Genomic DNA, 23010 nt, shown 5'->3' with positions numbered 1-23010 from the left:
TCGTGCCTGCGACAGCCCCGCCAGCCGAGTCCGATGCTCAGAGACCGGCCGACGATCCGGCGATCTCGCGTCGCACACTCCAACTGACCGCCGCCATCTCGGGCGTGCTCGGCGCACTGCTGTGCATCCTGATCGGGTTCCTGCCCGTGCAGATCACCGACGCATCGTTCTCCTGGCCGCAGGACCAGCAACTCGCGTCGACGACGTCGTCGGTGACCGCTCCGCTGATCGCGCAAACCCCGCAATCACTCGACGTCCGGATACCCTGCTCCGTGCTCGCCGCAGTGCCGGCCGGACGTTCGACGCTCCTGTTGGCATCAATGCCGGTCTCCGCCCAGGATTCCAAGGCGTCGGCCCTCTACGTCACCGCGGGCGACACCGTGACCGCGACCTTCCGCAACACCGTCGCGGCCTCGGCTGCGCGGTCGGATCTCGAACGCTGCTCGACGCTGCATGTCTGGTCGTCGCCGGATGGGCCGGGCGCACAGTTCGTCGGCCTGGGCGCGGCCACCACGCTCGACCCCGACAAACGGCCACAGATCGACGGCGTGTTCAGCGACCTCACGCCCGAGCAGGCACGTGCCGCGGCCGAAGCCGGGATGCGCGTCGATGTCCGCATCGACAACCGTTATGAGAGTTCGCCGACGACACTCAAGACCGTCGTCATGGTCGTGGCGGTCATCGCGGTGATCGTCTCGCTCGTCGCACTGCTGCTTCTCGATCGCATCGGCGACGTGCGACACCGACGACGACGCACCGGGTGGCTGCGCATCCTGCGCCCCCGCGCCACAGACCTGGCGGTCACCGCGGTGCTGGTGATCTGGCTGTTCCTCGGCGCGGGTAGTCCCGACGACGGGTACATCCTCAACATGGGCCGCACCGCATCGTCGTTCGGTTACCTCGCCAACTACTACCGCTGGTACGGAATCCCTGAGGCACCATTCGACTGGTACTACTCGCTCCTCGCCCACTGGTCGTCGATCTCGCCGTCGATCCTCTGGATGCACATTCCCGCCCTGCTTGCAGGACTGGCATCGTGGTTCGTGCTGAGCCGAATCCTGTTGCCGCGGCTGGGCTCCGCCGTTCGGCGCAGCGGATGGGCACAGTGGTCGGCAGCACTTGTGTTCACCGCGTTCTGGCTACCGTTCTGCTCCGGCCTGCGTCCGGAGGGCATCATCGTGCTGGGGTCGCTGCTCACCTGGTGGGCTGCCGAACACACACTCGCCACCCGGCGACTCTTTCCCGCAGCGATCGCGGCAGCACTCGCGACGTTCACGCTCGCCCTTGCGCCACAGGGAATCATCGGTGTCGCGATACTCATCGCCTCCTCCCGCGCCCTGCTGCACGTCCTGCTCGTGCGCAGACGCTCCGACGGACTGCTGCCACTACTCGCACCGACGCTCGCCGCAGCACTTCTGGTTCTGGTGGTGGTGTTCCGCGATCAGACCATCGCGACCGTCGTCGAGGCGATTCGCGTGCGCTTCGTCGTCGGCCCCGTGATCGGTTGGTACCAGGAGTATCTGCGCTACTACTTCATCTCCGTCGTCACCGACGACGGAGCCCTCACCCGCAGAGTCCCGGTGCTGCTGTTGCTGGCAGGAATGGTCGTCGCCGTCGCGGTGATGTTGCGGCGCGGGCGAATCGCCGGCGTCCACGCCGGCCCGACATGGCGACTGATCGGCGCCATCGGCGTGACCCTCGTCCTGTTCGCGTTCATCCCGACCAAGTGGACGATCCAGTTCGGCGTGTTCGCAGGACTCGCGGCCGCCATCGCGGCGATCGCAACGCTCGCCGTGGCGCAATCGGCCGCACGGTCGGCACGCAATCTCACGGTCTTCGTCTCCGGACTGTTCTTCGCACTGGCCGCCGCGATGGCAGGCTACAACGCGTGGCCCTTTGCCTACGAATACGGCATCTCATGGTTCGACCGGGCACCGATCATCGCGGGCAGGCCGGTCTCGACGCTGTTCCTGATTCTCGCCGTGCTCACCGCCGCCATCGCGGTGTGGCAGCATCTACGCCTCGACTACGTTGCGAACAAAGGCCTTTCACACACGACGGGCGCAGGCGAGTCACGCGCCGATCGTCGACGCCTCTTTCTCGCATCGTCGCCCATCGCGCTCGTCGCGGGTCTCATGGTGATCGCCGAGTTGCTCGTCTTCGCCAAGGCCGTCGCGACGCGCTACCCGGCGACCACCGTGTTCGCCGAGAACGTGAACACGCTACGCGGCAACACCTGCGGTATGGCAGACGACGTACTCGTCGAGTCCGACCCCAATACCGGGATGCTCCGATCCGCCGACGGAGAGTCCGCGACGCAGGCGAGGCCCGCCTGATGACCGGCTGGTACGACCTGCCAACCGATCGTAGTGCGACCCCGCTGCTCGTCGTCTCCGCCGCAGGCGCCATCTCCACCGTCGACACCTTCGGGGTGACCAACTTCGGGCAGAAGCTCGTCATCCAGTTCGGCACCAGGGGACCCGACGGGTCGTTCAGTCAGATCGGTCCCGACGTTCTGCCGATCGATCCCGGACCGGTCATCTCCAACCGCCCGTGGCGCAACCTGCGTGTACCCATGAGTGCGGCGCCGCCGGGCGCATCGGCGATGCGGATGTCGCTCCTGGACAACAACCTCGGGCAGTACCAGTTCATCGGCATCACCCCGCCGCGCGCTCCTCGACTGCAGACACTGCAGCAGGTCGTCGGATCGCAGACCCCCACGCTGATCGACTTCATGGTCGCAGCGCACTTCCCCTGCCAGCAGCCGATGCGGGTGACCAACGGGGTGGCAGAGATCCCGCGCTGGCGCATCCTCCCCGACTACCCGTTCGCCAACTCACAATCGAAGACCTGGCAGGCGGGAGTCGACGGCGGCTTGCTCGGCATCTCGGAGACGACGACCTCGGCACAGGCCGTACCGGCCTACCTCAAGGACGACTGGACGCGGGAATGGGGTGCGCTGGAACGCCTTTCACCACTTGCTCCTGACGCTCCGCCGGCGCATGTCCAGACCGCACAGACCACCCGCTGGGGCTGGTCGCACGATGGTTCGATCAGGGTGGAGCCACAATCCGATGACAACTGATCCGACGACTCCCCAGACGCCCTCCGCGCCCGGTGACCCCGCGAACCGAGACGCTTTAGTGGCCCGTCGCACGCGCAGCCACCGCCCAGCCCAGATCGTCGCCGCTGTCGCCGGCATTCTCGGTTTCCTTCTCGCAGTGGCCACTCCACTGCTCCCGGTCACGCAGTCGACCGCAGCTCTGACGTGGCCACAGGGCGAGGGCGTCGGCAATGTCGCCGCACCTCTGGTCTCCTTCGTTCCCGTCGACATGGATCTCCGCGTTCCGTGCACCCTCGCCCGAGATCTACCCGCTTCCGGCGGAGTCCTGATGTCGACGACGCCCGCGGGCGGGCAGGATGCCAGCGCACGGGGCCTGTTCGTCCGTGCCGACGCGTCGACGATCACCGTGACCGACCGCGACGTCGTGATCCTCTCGACGGAACGCGCCGGTGCGCAGGACAATTCGTCGTGCGCGGTCGTGTTCCATGCCGACGAGGGCGGCGTGAACGCGCGCATCGACGGTGTGGCGCCCGGCGCCGGAAGCCTGCTGACCTACTCGACCCCCGACCACGAGATGCGTCCGCAGATCGTCGGGGTATACACCGACCTGCCCGAGACCGCGTCGCGCGAGGGCCTATCGATGCACGCCACGATCGACACCCGATACGTGAGTTCGCCGACGCCGCTGAAGCTCGCCGCCATCGTGGCAGGCATCGTGATGACGCTGCTGTCCCTTGTGGCGCTCGGCGTACTCGACTCCCGAGATGGCCGCGGCCACCGCCGATTCCTGCCCTCGGGCTGGTTCACCATTCGCGGCCCCGACCTCGCAGTTTTCGCCATCCTCGTGTTCTGGTGGCTGGCGGGGGCGAACACCTCCGATGACGGCTACAACTTCATCGTCGGACGCATCACCGGCGAAGCGGGCTACGCCGACAACTACTTCCGCTACTTCGGCGTGCCGCAGGATCCCTTCGGGTGGCACTTCCAGGTGATCGCGGCGATGACGCACGTCAGTCTCGCCACGCCGTGGATGCGCCTGCCCGCGTTCCTTCTGGGCCTTCTCGGCTGGTGGTTGATCTCGCGCGAGGTGATCCCGCGCCTCGGCCGGGCGGTGCGCAACAGCACGCCTGCGGTGTGGTCGGCAGCGTTCGTCTTTCTCGCACTCTGGCTCCCCTACAACAACGGTCTGCGCCCCGAACCCGCCGAAGCGGTTGGCGCACTGCTGACCTGGTGCTGCGTCGAACGCGCCATCGCCACACGGAGGCTGCTGCCGTACGCGGTCGCAGTGGCCGTCGCCGCATTCACCCTCGCGCTCGCGCCGGGCGGTCTCATGGCTGTTGCCGCGCTACTCGCGGGGGTGCGGCCGATCGTGCGCACGATCGTGACCCGACGTCGGCGCGACGGATTGGTCCCGATACTCGCACCGATTGTCGCGGCAGGGACCCTGGTGCTCTTCGAGATCTTCGCCGACCAACCGCTTGCCCCGCTCATCGCAGGCAACAAGGTGGCCACCGATGTCGGCCCTACGCTGGAGTGGTGGCAGGAGCCGATCCGCTACTACTACCTGATCCTGCCCACCGCAGACGGGACGCTCGCGCGCCGCTATGGGGTGCTGATCATGATCCTCTGCCTCGTAGTGGTGCTCCTGCGGCTGCTGCGCAAGAGCCACCCCAACGGGGTTGCGCGGGCACCGATCTGGCGCCTGATCGCGGTCACGCTCGGCACGATGTTCTTCATCGCGTTCACGCCGACGAAGTGGACACATCACTTCGGTGTGTACGCGGGTATCGCAGGTGGTCTCGCCGCAGCCGCGGGCGCGATGATGGCGCCTGCGATCCTGCGTTCGCGCCGCAACCGCGCGTTCTTCGCAGCAGCTGTGCTCGCCGTGACCGGGATCTCGTTCGCAGGCACCAACGGGTGGTGGTTCGTCGGCAGCTACGGCATTCCGTGGTGGGATCGGCCGCCGTCGATCGGCGGCGTTGACCTGTGGTGGCTGTTCCTCATCGCCGCCGTGCTGACGGCTGCAGCAGGCCTGTGGTTCCATCTGCGCGACGACTACACGGACGAGCAGACGCGTACCGGGCACTCCGACCACTGGTACAGCAGGCTGAAGTTCTCGCCGCTGCCGGTCATCTCGGTGCTGATGGTGCTGTTCATGGTGGCATCATTCGCGAAAGCCGCTTATGTGCAGCGTGATTCGTGGTCGTGGCTGAACTCCAACGCGCGCGCCCTTGCCGGCAACGAATGCGGACTGGCCAACGACGTCCTCGTCGAGGCCGACGCCAACGCAGGCATGCTGACCCCTGCGTCCGTCGATGGCCGTCCGGCGCCGAGTATCTCCAACGCTCTTGCCGGCGCCGGGAGCGCAGCGAGCGGGCCGAATCAACCCGCATTCACCCCGAACGGCGTGGCGAACAAGCTGTCGGTCGACGCCACCGAGGACTCCGACTCGACGTCGGGTTCGTCGGGCGCGGTGAGTTCTGCCCCGACGAGTTCTGCACCGACAGGCGCGGGTTCTGATGATCGCAACCAGACGACCGATGCGTCGCAGGGCGGCACAGAGGGAGGTCAGGGGGTACGCGGCGTCAACGGCTCGACCGTGCGTCTGCCCTTCGGCCTCGACCCGGCGAGCACACCGGTACTCGGCTCGTACGGCGCACCGTCGGGCACCGGTACGGTGACGACCGACTGGTACCAGATGCCGGCGAGAAGCGCCGACAAACCGCTACTCACGATTGCCGTCGCAGGGTCTGTGGAGGCCGTCGACGGTGATGGTTTGCGCACCGCCGGGCAGGACGTGACGGTCGAGTTCGGTCGCCTCGGCGCGGGCGGCACGGTGCAGCGCCTCGGCGCGATGTCGCCGCTCGATGTCGGTACCGCCCCGACCTGGCGCAATCTCCGGTTCCCGCTCGCCAACGCACCCGCACAGGCGACGCTGGCACGCATCGTCGTGCAGGACACGTCCGGAGCGCCGTCGGAATGGGTTGCCGTGACCCCGCCACGGATACCCGCCCTGCGGACGCTCAACGACGTCGTCGGAACCACCGATCCGGTGTTCATCGACTGGGTGTCGGGTCTGGTCTTCCCCTGCCAGCAACCGATGAAGGTCCGCAACGGTGTGATGCAGGTACCGCGCTGGCGCATCATGCCCGACGCCGAGGCCACTCAGAAGAACAGCCAGACCTGGATGTCGGGGACCGCGGGCGGACCGCTCGGCATCACCGAAGCCATGCTCATACCCACGCTGCTGCCCACCTACCTCCGCAACAACTGGGGCCGCGATTGGGGTGGACTGCAGCGGTTCACCGAAGTGGCCCCGGCGCCGGCAGCACGGCTCGATCTCGGCACCGCACGGCGCTCGGGGCTGTGGGACCCGGGCCCGATTCGGTCGAGCGGGTACTGAGAGCACTTCCGACGACTCTCCGGTCGTTGGACGCACGGCTGAGGGCATCATCACCTTGCTTGCGGCAACGGTGCCGGCGCGCATGATTGATGGTCATGAGCGTCGACGATTCTCCGCACGAGGAGCATGCGCACGGGCACCGTGATGAGCCGCACGCCGGTTCGCTGGCGAATCGACTGAACTGGTTGCGCGCAGGCGTGCTCGGGGCGAACGACGGCATCGTCTCGACGGCGGGCATCGTCGTCGGTGTTGCGGCTGCGACCACCGACCGTGCGCCGATCTTCACCGCGGGTATCGCAGGCCTGGCCGCAGGAGCGGTGTCGATGGCTCTCGGCGAGTACGTCTCGGTCAGCACCCAGCGCGACACCGAGCGCTCGCTTCTCGAAAAGGAGGCTCGGGAACTGGCCGAACAGCCCGAAGCCGAGTTCGAGGAGCTCGTCGGCCTCTACGAGGCAAAGGGGCTCACCCACGCGACCGCCTGCCAGGTCGCGCGCGAGTTGACCGCACACGACGCCTTCGACGCGCATGTCGACGCCGAACTCGGTATCGATCCGCACGAGCTCACCAACCCGTGGCAGGCGGCGATCTCCTCGGCGGTGTCGTTCACGAGTGGAGCCGCGCTACCGCTCATCGCAATCCTCGCCCCGCCGGCGTCGATCCGCATTCCGGTGACATTCATCGTCGTCCTGATCGCGCTGGCGATAACCGGAGCCGTCGGCGCAATTCTCGGCGGATCGAAACCGCTCCGACCGATGATTCGTGTGGTGATCGGAGGCGCAATTGCGATGGCGGTAACCTTCGGCATCGGACACCTGGTAGGCCATACCGTTACTTGACGGTTGCCGACCACCACCTGCGGACCGCTTGAGAGTGATCCGTATCCCGTCATTCACCAGCCAGTTCAGCCTCACCTAACGGACATGAGCGCCGTCAGAACTCGCCCGAGATCTGATTCCGATCGGGTCACGTTTCCATTAACAACGCCTTGGTTCGCCAGCCTCAACTAATCACGTGCCCTACCGTGGATTGCAGAGGGAAATATCGAAACAATCCGCAACAGAAAAGGCTTGTACCGTCCAGCGAACCGATTTCTGCTGACCCGCTTCCGCAGGGGACCGCCTCACACCGAGAGAGTCCGCCTCGTCAGATTGGAGCGATGATGAGCATTCTGGACAATGCCGCACACGACGTCTTCCCGCACGATCACAGCGATCCCAGTCGACAGTCACCACGACCGCCGGGCACAGGCGAGCACCTCGATTCCACCTGGGACACCGAACGTGCCGACACCGCCGATTTCCCCGTGCTCAGCGTCGAGACCGCTGTCTCCGACGCCGTTCAGCAGTCCACACCCGACCAGGATCGCGATCCCGCACCTGCGCCCGTTCCCTCGCAGGAGACCGTGCCCAGCGCCGACAACCACGAAGAGCACAGCACACTGCTGATCGCTGCTCTGATCCCGATCGGCTGCCTGTGGCTGGGCATCACCATCGACGGTCTCTTCGATTCCTCAGTACTCACCGCTACCAGCGTCGCAGTTTTTGCTACTCTCACGCTCGGAGTGCTCGTCGCATCGGCACTTCACGACAGCGAATGATGCGGTTCAGTCGCAGCAATCAGCGCGACACGACCACACCGTAAGTGCCGGAGCAGCGTAGCCGCTCCGGCAGAGAGCGTGAGGGATGAGCCAGGGTCTGACCAGTACCAGGGGCGGCGACGCAGCGTCGATCTTCGAGGGTTTGGAGTTGAGTCCCCAATTCGGTTCGATCATCGATCTGTCGGACGAAAGCCTGGTCGGGGTGAGTCTCGAACTGCGCGGGCCCGAGGGCACCAATTTCGACACTCCGCGAGCCCTTCGTCGCACCGCGACCCTCATGGAGCAGCGCGCCGCTCTCGACGCACGCAAGTTCACCTTCGCCGATACACCTGCCGCCACAAGCATCGCCGCACAGATACCACTCTTCGTCGCAGTCGACATCGACCTCGACGATCCGAAGCGCAGGCCGGCTGCGGGCCAGACGCTGGTACTGCTGATCGAACCGCGCAGCATCTTGCGGCGTCCGCAGGCACGCCTCGCCCAGGTGGCTCGTGCACGGCGCGACGGAAGGCTCATCGCGATCGAGGGCGTCACAGCGGATCGTCGAACCGCAACCCTGTTGACCCTCATCGAACCCGACATCGTGCTGCTCCACTCCGACGTCCTGTCCTCACCGGTGCCGTCGCCGGACACCGCGCGCCTCGCGCACACACTCGCCGCGCACACCGAACGCACCGGCGCGATCGTGATCGCGACAGGGGTCGACACCGAGGCCGACCGGCGTAACGCACTGACACTGGGTGCTCGCTACGGAATGGGCACTCTGCATGCGCCTGTCTCCGCCGCCGCCGACCGGGTACTCGGCGCGACCTCAGCGCTTCCGGACCTGCCTGCGCGAACCATTCCCGCGAGCGACGAGAAGACCCCCTTTGCCATCGCCTCGAGGACGGCGGTCCCCCGAGCCGCCGACGAGCGACTACTACTCGAGATGAGCAAAGATCTCGAACGGACCGCAACCCAGGCGAGTGTCGCCGTGGTTCTCGGAACCTTCCAGGACCAGACACATTTCGCACCGTCGACATCGCAACGGTGGCGCGCTCTCTCGGAGAAGGTGGGACTCGTCGGCGTGTACGGCGAGGGCATCCGCCCCATGATCGAGGGCAACATCCACTACGCGCCGCTGAGTTCCGACGACGAACTCGCCATCGAGTGGAACGTCGCCGTACTCGGAATACACTTTGCCGCACTGCTTTCCGCACGCGAGATGCACAGGCAACAGCCCGGCGGACGTCGTGAGTTCATGTTCGTCCAAAGCTACGACCGGACGATCGTGACTCAGGCGGTTCGCGTGATCCTGTCACGATTCACCTGACGCTGAACCTCACCTGACGCTGAACCGATGCACCGCCGCTCCGGGCGCTGCGGCGATCAGATAGGCATCAGCAGATGCTTGCGCGGGGTGCGCATCGTCTGCTTGTCCCGCAACTGCGCCAACGCCTTTCGGAGCTGAAGGCGGGTTTCCGCAGGCTCGATGACGGCGTCGATGTAGCCGCGTTCTGCGGCCAGGTACGGCGTGGCCATCATGGTGTTGTAGAAGTCGATGAAGTCGCGCCGCACCTTATCGGCGTCGTGAGCCGACATGCCCTCGGTCTGCTTGCGCGTCAGCACCGCAGCGGCCGACTCGGCACCCATCACAGCGATCTTCGCCGTTGGCCAGGCGAAGTTGAGGTCGGCGCCTAGCTGCTTGGAGCCCATCACCGCATACGCACCGCCATACGCCTTCCGCAGTACGACAGTCACCTTCGGGACGTCGGCCTCGACATAGGCGAACAAGAACTTGCCCGACCGGCGGATCGTGCCCTTCTGCTCCTCCACGAGTCCCGGGAGGATTCCGGGAGTGTCGACGAGGAACACCAACGGGATACGGAACGCATTGCAGATCCGCACGAAACGCGTTGCCTTCTCCGAGGAATCGGTGTCGAGAGTCCCGGCCATCACACTTGGCTGATTGGCGACGACGCCCACGCTGTGGCCGTCGACGCGCGCGTAGCCGGTGAGGATGTTGGGGGCGAACAGTTCACCGACCTCGTGAAAAGCACCGTCGTCGAACAGCTTCACGATGATGTCGCGCATGTCATAGCCCGCGTTGTCGCTGTCGGGCATGAAATCGTTGAGCGCAAGGTCGGACTCGGTGATCTCCGGCTCGAGACCGGGGTTGATCACCGGCGGCTGTTCGAAGCAGGTCGACGGCATGTACTGCAGATACTCCCGCACCCATTCGAACGCCTGCTTCTCGTCCGGCGCGACATGGTGGATGTTGCCCCAACGCGCCTGATTGTGCGCGCTACCGAGGTCCTCTGCCGAGATCTCCTCGCCCGTCGTCTGCTTGATGACATCCGGTCCGGTAACGAACATGTACGACTTGTCCTCGACCGCGACGAGGATGTCGGTGTTCGCAGGCGTGTAGACCGCACCGCCCGCGCACTTGCCGAGGATCACCGAGATCTGCGGCGACAGGCCCGACAGCAGATCGTTGCGTCGACCCATCTCGGCGTACCAGGCGAGTGAGGTCACCGCATCCTGGATGCGTGCTCCGGCCGAGTCGTTGATGCCGACCATCGGACAGCCGATCTTGCCCGCCCACTCCATGAGTGCAGACACCTTGCGGCCGAACATCTCTCCCACCGTGCCGCCGAAGACGGTCTGGTCGTGGCTGAAGGCCGCAACCGGACGTCCGTGCACCAAGCCGTGACCCGTCACGACTCCGTCGCCGTACCCGGTGTGTGCAGCACCGGGCATCTTCGCGAGCGCACCGATCTCGACGAAGGTACCCGGATCGAACAGCATGTCGAGACGCTCACGCGGAGAGCAGATCCCCTTGCGCTCACGCTTCTCGATCGCCTTCTCACCACCCGGCTCGCGTGCCTGCTCCAACCGGACGCGGAGATCGGCGAGTTTGGCTGCGGTGGTGTCGGTCACGTGATTCTTCTTCCTCGGTGTTGGTGCTGCGCGCGTTGCTGTTCTCGGCTGAAGCTAGTTGGTCGCCTTCGCCTCGATGGTCGCCAGTCGTGCGCTCAGATCGGCACCGATCCTCGCGATGTACGGCTCGTCGACGATCGAGAGGTGATCGCCCCCGATGTGGATGATCTCCAGGTCGTCGACCACCTCACCCCAGCGACCGTCCTCATCGATCTCGGCCCACTGCGGCTCGAGTTCGATTGCGCCGTCGTGCATCTTGTCGGCGCGATAGAGGATCACCTTGCCGTCATAGGGCAATGGCTGGATGTTGGACAGTGCTCTGTTGTCGACGAACGACGTGCGCTGGTGCTCAATGATTCCGCCAGGGATCTTGGTGCCCGACATCGACACCATCTCCATGATGATCGCGAACTGTCCCTCGTCGTCGGCGTCGACGAGGCGATCCATCGGGATCGGGACGTCGGGGTCGAGGTCGTAGTTGCGGATCGCGAAGTCTTTCCAGCGCTCGAGCCGCGCACGCTTGTTCTCCGGCGTGTCCGGCACGTCGTGACGCGGACGCACCACGTCGATCAGTCCGACGAATGCGACGTCCTCGCCCTCGTCACGCAGTACCTTGGCGCAGCCGTACGCGAGCGCACCGCCGAGCGACCACCCGATCAGGACGTAGGGGCCGTGCGGTTGGATCTCGCGCAGCCGCGGCAGGTACTGCGCAACGCGCTCCTCGATAGTGCCCTCGACACGGTCGAATCCGATGACCGGCTGGTCGGCGGGGAGTCGCTTGAGTAACGCCTCGTACGCCGACGTGTTGCCTCCCGCGGGGTGGAAGAGCAACGCGGGCACCGGGTCTCCTGCACTCGGGTCGTAGCTCTTCTTGCCGTCCGGCACCAGGCGCAGGTACCGGATGAAGCCGTCGGTGTCGGCCGCGGCGTCGAGGAAGTTGCGGACGTAGTCCGACATCTCCTCGATCGTCTCGGAATCGAGGATGTCCTCGACGTCGATGTCGCCGCCGGTACGCTCGTTGAGCTTGTCGGTGAGCCTCTGCGCGACATCCTCTTCGAGGACGGGGAGCTTGTTGAAGATGCCGCCCGCCGACTTACCCGTGATGACCGCGTAGACGCCGAACGTCAACCGCTCGGCGGCATCTCGCGGCGGCACATCGGAGCCTGCGGCCTCTGCCACCGACTGCTGGCTCGTGAGGTCGGCGGCCTGCGGTGTGCTCTTCGGCTGGTCGTTGCTCGGTTGGTCAGCGTCGTCGTTCTTCGGCTGAGCTGCATCGACGACAGTGACCGCGCCCGGCGCCGCGTCGGACGCCGCTGCGCCACCGGCGGGTGCTTCGGCGTCCTTCGCGAGTTGCTCGTCGATGTAGGAGTTCAGCGCAGCGGTGTCGAGTTCACCCTCGCCGGCAGCCTTGCCCGCGAGATCGTCGAGCTGGTCGCGGTGCGTGACGGCGAAGGCGACGAACTTCTCGACATCGGCGAGATTCGCCTGGCGCATCGCCTGCAGCTGCAGCTGCGGGATGTCGAACTCGTACTCGACACGGTTCTTGATGCGTACCGCCATGAGTGAGTCGAGGCCGAGTTCGATGAGCGGGATCTCACGCGGGAGATCCTCGGGGTCGTATCCCATCGATTCACCGACGATGATCGCGAGCCGGTCGCCCACGGACTCACCCGATTCCGGATCCCACTTGTTGCCGATGTCGTCGACGACCTCGTCGTCGACAGTGAGTGAGGTGTCGGTATAGCCGACCTTGGTGGGATCGATGGTGCCGTCAGCACGATCCGCCGTGCCGTCGGCGACAATCGCGGTGGCATCGGCTGAGTCGGCGGTGCCCGTGACGACTGCCTCGAACAGAAGATGGAAGCTCTTGTCCCGCTTGCCGTGGATCGTCACCGACGCGCCGCCCGGATGTGGGCTGAGGGTGGTCGTCACCGTACCCGTCGCCGGGAACTCTCCGTGCGACGCCGCAGCACCGACACGCGCGTCATCGAAGACCTCTGCCGCCGCGGCACGGACCAGTTCACGCGGGTCGGCCACCGCCGCAGCAGTGACCTCCCAGGCGTGCCGACCGTCGGGCAGTGCAACATGCGAGCCGGGAATCCTGCCAGACGAACCGCCACCGGAGATCTGTGCGGAGAGCCAGAAGGGCTTTCGCTCGAAGCGGGTGCGCGGGATGTCTGCGTAATCGCCTGCGCCGAACAGCGATCCGACGTCGACGGAATGCCCGTGGACATACAGCTTCATGAGCGCGTTGACCACGCCGAAGCTCTCGTCCTCCTTGCGTCGCAACGTCTCGATCAGTTCGGCGTCGTGCAGACCGGCCGAGAACGTTACCGCCGCAACGGAGATCAGTACGGCAGGGTTGGGCGAGAGCTCCACGAACGTGCGATGGCCGTTCTCCACCGACTTCGCGATCGCCTGGCTGAACCACACGCTGTGGCGCAGCCCCTTGAGGAAGTAGTCGATGGTGTGCACGGGCTCGTGGCCCGCACGGTAGAAGGCCTCGCGGTCGACCGAGCTGTAGAAGCCGGTCTCGAGTCGCTTCGGCTCGATTCCGGTGAGCTCGTATGACAATTCACCGAGCAGGGGGTCCATCTGCGACGTGTGGCTCGCACCCTTGGTCTGCAGCTTGCGGCCCAACTTGCCCTCGGCCTCCGCGCGGGCGACGATCGCATCGACCTGCGGTTCGGGACCGCCGATGACCGTGTGCGTCGGCGCGGCGTACACGCAGATCTCGAGATCGGGGTAGTCGACCAGGACGTCGTTGATGTCGTCGGCGCTGTACTCGACGAGAGCCATCAACCGGATGTCGTCACCGGTGAGCGTGGCCTCGCCCTCGCCCATCAGCCGCGAGCGCTGACAGATGACACGGGTGGCGTCCTCGAGCGAGAGCCCTCCGCTGATGTAGGCCGCCGATGCCTCTCCCATCGAATGGGGTACCAGCACACCGGGTTCCGCGCCGTGATGACGCAGCAGGTCGGCCAGCGCCACCTGGATGGTGTAGATACCGACCTGCGAGGTCTCGATGCCGTAGGTCTGCTCGTCGTCGACGAAGATCTCGGCTATCGAGTAGCCGAGTTCGTTCTGGACGTACTCGTCGACGCGGTCGACGTAGTTCTTGAAGATCGGGTTCTCGAGGTAGAGCTGCTTGGCCATCTTCCGATGCTGCGAACCGAAGCCCGAGAGCAGCCACACCGCCGACGCCGCATCCGGCGAATCAGCCGAGTAGACAAGCGGAGTGGCTTTGCCCTCGGCGATGGCACGCACACCCTTGACCGCGTCATCGTGCGTTCGGGCCATCACCACCGACCGTGATCGGCCGTGGTTGCGGTGAGCCAGCGCGCGCCCGATGTCGGCGAGCGGCGTCGAGCGTCCCTCATCGGATTCGAGCCACTCGAGCAGGTCGGCGGCGGCTTTACGACGCCGCGACGGCAGGAATCCCGAAAGCACCAGCGGCACAACCGAACCCTCGACCGCGCAGGGCGCGAAGCCGTCGGCGGGATCGGCGTCGACGGCCTCTGCCGGGGCCTCATCCTTCGGCGCCTGCGCGGCGAGGACCGCGCGTTCGGCGTCGGTCAGGAAGTCCTCGTCATCACCGGCGGCCACGACGGGCTCCGCCGACGAGGTCGACGCAGAGTCGGCCACCGAGGACTCGACCACGGGTGCGAGATCGGTCGGCAGCACCTCACGCACAACGACGTGGGCGTTGGTGCCGCCGAAACCGAAACCGGAGACACCCGCGACGGCGTGACCGGAGTAGCGCGGCCAGTCGGACGGCTCCTGCACGATCTTCAGGTGCCCGGCGTCGAACTGGATGTAGGGGTTGGGACCGGAGTAGTTCAGCGAAGGGGGCAGCTTGTCGTGCCGCATCGCGAGCACCACCTTGGCGAGTGCACCGGCACCCGCGGCGGATTCCATGTGCCCGAAGTTCGTTTTGGCAGAGCCGAGCAGAGCGGGCGCGTCGGCCTGGCGACCGCGGCCGACCACACGCCCGAGCGCGTCGGCCTCGATCGGATCGCCGAGTACGGTGCCGGTGCCGTGCGCCTCGATGTAGTCGACGCTGCGCGGGTCGACCGCTGCGTCGGTGTACGCCGAGCGCAACACCTCCACCTGTGCCTCGGGATTGGGCGCGGGCAGTCCGTTGGAGCGACCGTCGGAGTTGACCGCCGAACCCGCGACCACTGCGAGCACGGTGTCGCCATCGCGCCGGGCGTCGGCCATCCGCTTGAGCACGAACAGACCGCCGCCCTCCGCGCGGATCATCCCGTCGGCATCGGCGGAGAACGCCTTGATGTGTCCGTCCTTGGCCTGCGCGCCGATGCTGTCGAAGCCGAGTGTCGCAGCGGGAGTGATGATCATGTTGACGCCACCGGCGAGCGCGACGTCGGATTCGCCCGACCGCAGGCTGCGTACGGCCTGGTGGACGGCGACCAACGACGACGAACACGCGGTGTCCATCGCCACCGACGGGCCGTGGAAGTCGAAGAAGTACGAGACGCGGTTGGCGACGATCGACGTCGACGTTCCGGTGAGCGCGTAGGCGGCGGTGTCGTGTGCCCCGTCGTCGAGTCCCATTGCCGCGAGCAGCTGGTAGTCGTTGGTCGACGTGCCGATGAAGACGCCGACCGGTGCGCCCTTGAGGTCGCTGGCCGGGATGTGCGCGTCCTCGAGTGCCTCCCACGCCAGTTCGAGCGCGAGACGCTGCTGCGGGTCGACCATCTCGACCTCGCGCGGACTCATCTGGAAGAAGTCGGCGTCGAAGCTCTTGACGTCGTCGAGGTAACCGCCCTTGACGTTGGATTCGTCGATGACCTTGGCCAGACGCGGATCGGACTTGAACTCCGCCCAGCGGTCTTCGGGCAGATCGGAGATGCCGTCGCGCCCGGAGATCAGCGCCTCCCAGGTGGAGTCCGGGGTGTGCCCCGCCTTGGGAAAGCGCGTCGACAGGCCGACGATCGCGATGTCGTCTGCCGCGTCGCGTTCGCGAATCCAGAAGGTCTCGGCGTCGAGGTCAAGGCCCTCGTCGGGATCGCCCTCGATGATGCGCTTGGCGAGCATCGCGATGGTGGGGTGGTTGTAGGCGACCGTTGCGGTCAGCACGACGCCGGTCTTGTCCTCGATGTCGGCAGCGAGTGCCACGGCGTCGCGCGACGAGAGACCGAACTCCTCCATCGGGCGATCATCGGAGATCTGCTCGGCGGAGATACCCGTCGACGTGGCGACCCATTCGCGCAGCCAGTCCCGCAGCTCCGAGACGGTCAAGCCACCGGCGGTCTCGCCGTCGGCGCTGTCGGTATCGGGGGCATCGGTACCGGGACTATCAGTACCGGGGCTATCAGTACCGGGGCTCTGCGCCTCGGCCGCAGGCTCGATGTTCGGCTCGTTGTTCAGTTCAGACATCGCTCACCAGACTACTTGGCGGCGCAGCAAGAGCTGCGCGGGTTGCGGGCAGAAGTGGTCGGCGACGAGCGCGACCAGTGGCGCACACGGTGCGAGCACCACACTGCGGGGATGTGAGTGACGCAGCGACGACGCGCGATGACGACGTACGGGTGCGCACACGGCGAGAACGCCACTACACCGAGTCGGGGAACGCGTCCTGCTTGTATCCGCCGCGCAGTCGCCCGTCGATGTAGGCGGCCTTGGTCGCGCGGCGCGCGATCTTGCCACTGCTCGTACGGGGGATCGATCCCGCGGGTACCAGCAGGACGTCGCGTGCCATCACGCCGTGGCGCTGTGCAAGCGCGGCGCGAACGGTGTCGGCGATCTCCTGCGGGTCGGTCTTCTTTCCCGGTCCCCGCTCGGCGACGATCACGAGTTGCTCCGACGCGTCGTCGGCGTCGAACTTCAGTCCGCTGGCGGCGTTCTCGAAGACGACGCCGGGCAGTTGATTGGCTGGGACCGCGAAGGCGGCGATGAAGCCAGGACGTAGCGCGGGGCTGGCCTCCTGGGCGCTGAACTCGAGGTCCTGCGGGTAGTGATTGCGGCCGTCGACGATCACCAGGTCCTTGACGCGTCCGGTGATGTAGAGCTCGCCGTCGAGCCAGACCCCGTAGTCGCCGGTGCGCATCCACTGGGCGTCCGCAGGTGCGCCCTCGGTGTGGCTGCCCTCGGCCAGCGGCGTGGAGATGGTGTTGTGGAACGTCGCATCACTCTCGTCGGGCTTGTTCCAGTACCCGGCACCGATGTTGAGCCCGTGTAGCCAGATCTCGCCGACCTCGCCATCGGCCTTCTCGACGGCCTCTCCGGTCTCGTCGTAGTCGGCGGCGTCGACGATCGCAGCCCACTGACTCAGTGCGACCTGACCACACGACACCTGCGCAACCGCATTGGGGGCGTGCTGGTCGACGATCTTCATGTGCCCGGCGTTGAGCTCGTCGCGGTCGACGTAGATGACCTTGGCCTCGTTGTTTCGCTGCGTGGCGGAGACGAACAGCGTGGCCTCGGCCATGCCGTAGCAGGGCTTGATCGCCGTCTTCGGCAGCCCGTAGGGGCCGAAGGCCTCGTTGAACTTCTTCATGGAGCTGACGGTGACCGGCTCGGAGCCGTTGATCAGTCCGATGACGTTCGACAGGTCGAGGTTCTCGCCGTCCTTGGGCAGCCCGCGTGCTGCGGCGTGCTCGTAGGCGAAGTTGGGTGCTGCCGCATACGTTTCCGCACCGTCGCTGGCCGCGGCGAGTTCTTTAATCCAGCGACCCGGCCTGCGCACGAATGCCTGCGGGCTCATGATCGTGATGTAGCGGCCGCCGAGTGCCGGCAGGATCACGGTGAGCAGTCCCATGTCATGGAACATCGGCAACCAGGTGACGCCGCGGGCGTTGCGGTCGATCTCGATGCAGTCATAGATCTGCAGGCAGTTGGCGGCGACGGCCTCGTAGGTGATCTCGACGCCTGCGGGCACACGGGTGGAGCCGGACGTGTACTGGAGGTAGGCGACCGTGTCGCGGTTGTGGTCCTTGCCCGCGATGGGCGCGACCCAGCTCGAACCGACAGAATCGGGCACCGCGTCGACCGCGATCACGCGGGGACGTTCCTTCGCGGGAACACCCGCGAAGAAGTCGCGCACGGCCTCGGCCGACTTGGTGGAGGTGAGGATGGCCGTCGGCTTACAGTCGGCGAGCACTGCGGTCAGGCGGTCGGTGTGGCCAGGCTCATCCGGACTGAACAGGGGTACCGCGATGTTGCTGGCGTAGAGCGCTGAGAAGAAGCCGATGACGTACTCGAGCGACTGCGGGGCCAGGATGGCGACGCGATCACCGGGCTTGGTGACCTGCTGCAGACGTGCGGCGACGGCGCGCAGACGCTTGCCGAACTGCGCCCAGGTCAGGTCCTGTGCCTCACCGTCGCGCTCGCGGCTGTAGTCGATGAAGCGGTACGCCAGCGTGTCAGCCTGATCGCGCACGTTCTGCTCGACATAGTCGACCAGCGTCGCGTCCTCGGTGAAATGCAGGTTGCCGCTCTCATCGAGAAACTGCTCAAATTCTGTGTTCAGCATCCATTACTCCTGTGGCCCCCTCGCGGGACACCACGTCCGTGCGCCTCGTCGGCGCGGTGTCGTGGCACTCCCCCGCAGGTACCACGCTTCTGGGCGTCGTGTCCGCATCTACAACGCGTGACACGGTAGCGCACACTCGGCTACCTGCCCGAATTCTTGGCTTGTGGTGAATCGCGCCTTCACGGCGCCGGAATTCCGACATATCCCGGGCCGTACGGCAGGCGAATTCACAGCAGCCCATTTCGACGAAGACGAAATGGGCCGTCGGCAATCTTACTCCCCCTTCAATTGCGCGAGAACAGGCGCGAACGCATCCATCTGGGTGGGAAAGACCCCGACGTACGACATCGTCGTACGACGCCGCACCTCCCGGATCTGCTCGGCGATCTCCTCGAACGAACCGATGGCGATGTAGGGCGACGTGAGGACGTCGTCGACGGTGAACTCGGTGTCGTGGGCGATGTTGGGCGGATAGCCCTGCGCCAGCGCCTTGAGCGCCATCTCCGCCGTCGCTTCACGGTCATCGGTGATGACGATGACCGCGATGGTCCAGTTCAACTCGATGTCGGCGAATCGGTCGCCCGCGACCTCGCGGATGCGGTCGACGCGGGCCGCTGTCTTCTCGATCGTCATGTCCGAGAGCTTCATCTTGCCGTCCGGCGTGGTGCCGGGCGCGACGGAGATGATGTCGGCGTGCTTGGCCGCCAACGCCAGCATCTTCGGCCCGCCGCCGCCGACCGCGATCGGCGGACGAGGACCCTGCCGAGGTCGAGGGCTGCCCTCGAGTCCGTGGATCTGATAGAACTCGCCGTCGAAGTCGACGGTTTCGCCGCGCATGAGCTTGTCGAGGACGGTCAGCGATTCGTCGAGCTTGCGGATGCGCACTCCGGGTGACTCGAACTCGATGCCCGCCTTGTCGAACTCTTCTTTCATCCACCCCGCGCCGATGCCCAGTTCAAGGCGTCCCTTGCTGAGCACGTCGATCGTGTTGGCCTCCTTGGCCAGGATCGCCGGGTGGCGGAACCCGTTCGCGAGCACCGAGGTCCCCAGTCGGATGGTGCTCGTCGCCTGGCTGAGTGCTCCGAGCGCGGCCAGCGGCCCGACCTGGTTGCCGAGGTGATCGGGTACCGCGAACGTGTCGTAGCCGTACTCTTCCGCGGTCTGCGCCAGCTTCACGAACTTGCGGGCCCCGCCCTCGTCCTTGTTGCCCTCGCCGCCGGCTCCGAACCGGAACTTGCGCAGTTCCCCGGGGTCACTCATCGTCGCCTGCTTCTCCTCACGCATCACTGCGGTCACCGGTCATGCAACCGGTCGGTCTGGTGGGCGGTGTGCCCGAACGCCCACGGTAATGCAGGTCGACGGCACTGCCCAAACACGACCACGGCGCGCGTGAACGGGACAGACGACCTAGTCGGGAGCGGCGCGGGGCGTTGTACGTAGTAGCCGGCGCGGCGCACCGTCGACGCGCGGCCCGTGACGCCGGATCCGGGTCAGTTGTGCGCGGGATGGGGGGCGTCGGCGATGACCTTGTTCGCCCAGCCGTACATCCACTGCGTGGCGCTGCTCCCGTCGAGCTGCCAGTACCGCTTGGTGGCGTACATCGCGTGAACTGGATTGTTGATGGCGCCCGCGAGTTGACCGACCGCACCGATCGGATTGGCGACCGTCGGCGAATCACAGATGAGATCCCCTGGCGCGCAAATGGATTGGACGCGATCGCGCAGTTCACCGAATCCGCCGCTGCGCGGGCCCGTCATGGTGATGCCCGGGACCAGTTTGCCCATGCCCCCGAGAGCGACCTCGGCTCCGACTCCATCGGGGTCGGGTCCGATGTCGTTCTGCTTACCCTTCTCGCGACGGCCGTCGGCAATCAATCCGACGCCGAGCACCAGGTCCTGATCCGACGCGTCGATCGGCCCCCGCCCATTGCCGATATTGCTCGCGAGATCGCCGCCGATCACCGCACCCTGCGAAAAGCCCATGATCACGTAGCGCGTCAACGGGCATTTCTCGTTGGTGGCACGCAGCTTTGCCGCGGCACGGTCGTAACCCTGCTTCCGCGACACGTTGTAGTCGGCCTGGCGGTCGTTGAGGTTGGTCGGATTACGGAACTGCGCGATGTAGGGCACCGTGTAGACCTCGGTACGCGAGGTCGGGTACTCGTTCTGCAGTGCTGTCGACACCCGTCGCATCAACGACGCCTTATTGGCCGTCGGGTTCATCGGGTCGTCGTCGGCAGCCGATTCCCAGGTACCCGGGATGACGAGCGTCAGCACGTCGGGGCAGTCGGCGGATTGCGCTTCCGGACGCCCGGGGGGCGGAGCGCTCGTCGACGGCCCCTGCCCGCCGGGGATGTTCGGCGGCCCCGGCTTGAGCAGGGTGATCACCAAGATCACGATCAACACGATCGCGATCACGGCGAGAAGGGCTAGGAACAGGGCGATCCGGCCCAGTCGACGGCCCTTACGTCGACCGGTGGCGCCTCGCTTGGCTGCCACGCCTAGCAGTAATTGTCACGTGCGGCTTTGATGACCTTGTCCGCCTTCGAGTTCGCCTCTGCAGCATTCTTCGAACTCGGCCCGATCATGGCGGTGACGAACGCCTTCACCGTCGTCGGATCGGCACCCTTGGACTGCTGTGCGCAGACGTACTCGGCACTGTTGAGGGCGACAGAGTTGTCGGAGTCACCCGCGAAGCTGATGTTCTGGTCCTTGAGCGCCTGCAGATACTTCTTGCCCTTGTCGCTCACCGGCTCACCGCCGGGGCCGGGGAAGTTGTCTGGCACCTTGGTGCCGCTGCTCGGTGCTGTCGCGGGCAGGCTCGTCGACCCGGACACCTTGGTGCCCGCCACTCCTGCTTCCGACGACGACGCGCTCGTCGACTCCGACGACTTCGTCGCCGCCGACGACGACGGAGACGAGTACATCGATGTCGTCGTGACGGGGTCACTCGTGATGGGAGCACTGGCCGTCGAATCGTCCGAGCAGGCGGTCAGTCCACCCGCCAGAGCGAGCCCTGCCACAACCACACCCAACCCGAAGAACTTCCTCATCATCACTTCCTCATCACAACCCGACCGGCGTTGTCGGCACCGTGTCAGGCTACCCCGCTCACCGACAGCCACAGACCACCGAATGCGCGTCACCTGCAGAAATGCCGTGATTCCTCAGCGAGATCTCAGCGCAGCCACACCCGATACCGAGCCTGTGCCCATCGCGCGAACACACGCGGTACCGGGTGCGGCTGCTCGCGATCACTTGCCGATGACCGTCCCGCCCTTGGCGGTCCAGGAGATCTTGCCGTGCTCGAAGGTGTTGAAGCGTTCCTTGCCGTCCTTAGTGGGCAGCTCGTCGCTGGTCGGCAGACCCAGTTTCCCGCCGGGGCCACCGATCGACGCGTACGCACCGCCGATCGCTCCCGCGATCTCCTTCGGCCCCTTCGGACCGGTGATCACGCGCCCCTTGGAGAAGTCCTGCGCGCGTCCACCGGGCACCGCGTACTCGGGTGTGAGGCAACCACCGAGCTTGTTGGCATCGGCGACCTTCTTGAATGCCGCCGACGGACGGCACGCGACCTTGTCACCGCCGAGCCCGAGCGCCGCCGCAGCCTGTGGCCACGCCTGCGCCATCTCGAACTCCCAGTAGGCCCAGGTGTGGGTTCCCGACGGCCGGTAGACCGCCTGGCCCGGGATGCCGAGTTCGTTGAGCTTGATCGCGAACTGTTGTGAGGTCACACGACTGAGCAGCTCCAGCCCGACTCCCGAGTAGTTCGTGGCGAGCAGCGGGATGTCCGACGGTTTGTCGTGCGGTCCGACGAGACCGTTGCCCGACGAGATGTAGAGGCTCGTACCGCGAAGCTTGTCAGCGATCAGGAAGGGATCGTGCTCCTTCCAGGCCGGGTCGCTCGGCGGACCGAACATGTTCATCGAGTTGTAGCCACCACCATCGCGCTGAGCGAACTGGATTGCCTGCGGCATGCCGGTCGACGTCAGTTGCAAGATGCCCGAGAACGACGCCGCGAACTTGTAGAAGCCCGGATTGCGCGCGGCGAGCATCATCGCGCCGGTGCCACCCATCGAGAGTCCCTCGATGCCGCGGACGTCCGTCGAACGCCAGTCACCTTCGAGGATCGGGGGCAGCTCGTGGATGAGGAAGGTCTCCCACTTGTAGGTCTTGCCGCGGTCGGGCTGCTTCCAGTCGGTGTAGAAGCTCGACTCACCGCCGATCGGCAGTACGACGTTGACGTTCTTGTCCTTGTAGAAGTCGACGACGTTGGTGTTGAGTACCCATCCGCTCTGATCGTCCTGCGCGCGCAGACCGTCGAGCATGGTCAGTTGCGGGAACTTCGCGTCCGGATGAGCCCACCAGTCGCGGGCGAGCAGGATCTGCACCTGGATATCGGTGTTCATCGCGGGCGAGTGCACCCACAACGCGACTCGACGATCGGTGTACCAGAACACCTTGGTCACCCGCGCCGGCGCAGCAGGCGCGGCTGCGGGGGCCGGTGACGCGGCGGGCGGCGCGGGTGGTGCA

General features: G+C 66.0%; 11 protein-coding genes and 1 pseudogene. 5 read left to right on the top strand and 7 right to left on the bottom strand.

Going from position 1 to position 23010, the window contains the following annotated elements:
- Window positions 1-2: 2 nt before the first annotated feature.
- The 5 genes and pseudogenes from GOACH_RS19245 to GOACH_RS19225 all read left to right on the top strand — a co-directional run bounded on the left by GOACH_RS19245 (window position 3) and on the right by GOACH_RS19225 (window position 9376).
- Window positions 3-3085, top strand: a pseudogene (locus tag GOACH_RS19245) (arabinosyltransferase domain-containing protein).
- The gene (locus GOACH_RS19240; RefSeq protein WP_245551964.1) at window positions 3075-6467 is read left to right on the top strand and encodes an arabinosyltransferase domain-containing protein; all 3393 of its coding nucleotides are present in this window, start codon (window positions 3075-3077) and stop codon (window positions 6465-6467) included. Before GOACH_RS19245 ends, GOACH_RS19240 begins: the two are co-directional and overlap by 11 nt.
- A gap of 95 nt (window positions 6468-6562) precedes the next feature.
- The gene (locus GOACH_RS19235) at window positions 6563-7303 is read left to right on the top strand and encodes a VIT1/CCC1 transporter family protein (RefSeq protein ID WP_005178448.1); all 741 of its coding nucleotides are present in this window, start codon (window positions 6563-6565) and stop codon (window positions 7301-7303) included.
- A 320-nt stretch (window positions 7304-7623) separates the two neighbouring features.
- The gene (locus GOACH_RS19230; protein WP_174320852.1) at window positions 7624-8064 is read left to right on the top strand and encodes a hypothetical protein; all 441 of its coding nucleotides are present in this window, start codon (window positions 7624-7626) and stop codon (window positions 8062-8064) included.
- A gap of 85 nt (window positions 8065-8149) precedes the next feature.
- A complete protein-coding gene (locus GOACH_RS19225; RefSeq protein WP_005178443.1) occupies window positions 8150-9376 on the top strand; it encodes an EAL domain-containing protein in 1227 nt (408 codons plus the stop codon).
- Window positions 9377-9432: 56 nt separating this feature from the next.
- On the opposite strand, the gene GOACH_RS19220 is transcribed toward GOACH_RS19225, so the two are convergent.
- The 7 genes from GOACH_RS19220 to GOACH_RS19190 form a co-directional block, all read right to left on the bottom strand.
- Entirely contained in the window at window positions 9433-10983 is a 1551-nt protein-coding gene (locus GOACH_RS19220) for an acyl-CoA carboxylase subunit beta (protein WP_005178441.1), read from the bottom strand.
- Window positions 10984-11037: 54 nt separating this feature from the next.
- Complete coding sequence (gene pks13 / locus GOACH_RS19215) at window positions 11038-16383, bottom strand: polyketide synthase Pks13 (RefSeq protein WP_005178438.1); 5346 nt, start codon at window positions 16381-16383, stop codon at window positions 11038-11040.
- Between the two features lie 175 nt (window positions 16384-16558).
- The gene (fadD32, locus tag GOACH_RS19210) at window positions 16559-18478 is read right to left on the bottom strand and encodes a long-chain-fatty-acid--AMP ligase FadD32 (protein WP_005178429.1); all 1920 of its coding nucleotides are present in this window, start codon (window positions 18476-18478) and stop codon (window positions 16559-16561) included.
- Window positions 18479-18751: 273 nt separating this feature from the next.
- Window positions 18752-19738, bottom strand: coding sequence for an LLM class F420-dependent oxidoreductase (locus GOACH_RS19205; protein ID WP_040519184.1), 987 nt, complete (start codon window positions 19736-19738; stop codon window positions 18752-18754).
- Window positions 19739-19968: 230 nt separating this feature from the next.
- Window positions 19969-20976 carry a cutinase family protein gene (locus GOACH_RS19200; RefSeq protein ID WP_005178427.1) on the bottom strand — a complete coding sequence of 336 codons (1008 nt, stop codon included), beginning with the start codon at window positions 20974-20976 and terminating at the stop codon, window positions 19969-19971.
- Between the two features lie 2 nt (window positions 20977-20978).
- Window positions 20979-21530, bottom strand: a complete 552-nt coding sequence (locus GOACH_RS19195) for a DUF732 domain-containing protein (protein ID WP_005178424.1) — start codon at window positions 21528-21530, stop codon at window positions 20979-20981.
- A 201-nt stretch (window positions 21531-21731) separates the two neighbouring features.
- Window positions 21732-23010 (bottom strand): alpha/beta hydrolase-fold protein (locus GOACH_RS19190; RefSeq protein WP_005178421.1); only part of this gene is annotated, 1279 nt, incomplete at its 5' end.

Source organism: Gordonia aichiensis NBRC 108223 (assembly GCF_000332975.1).
Taxonomy (GTDB): domain Bacteria; phylum Actinomycetota; class Actinomycetes; order Mycobacteriales; family Mycobacteriaceae; genus Gordonia; species Gordonia aichiensis.
Note: the sequence above shows the minus strand (reverse complement) of the source record. Positions and strands in the feature narration are given on the sequence as shown.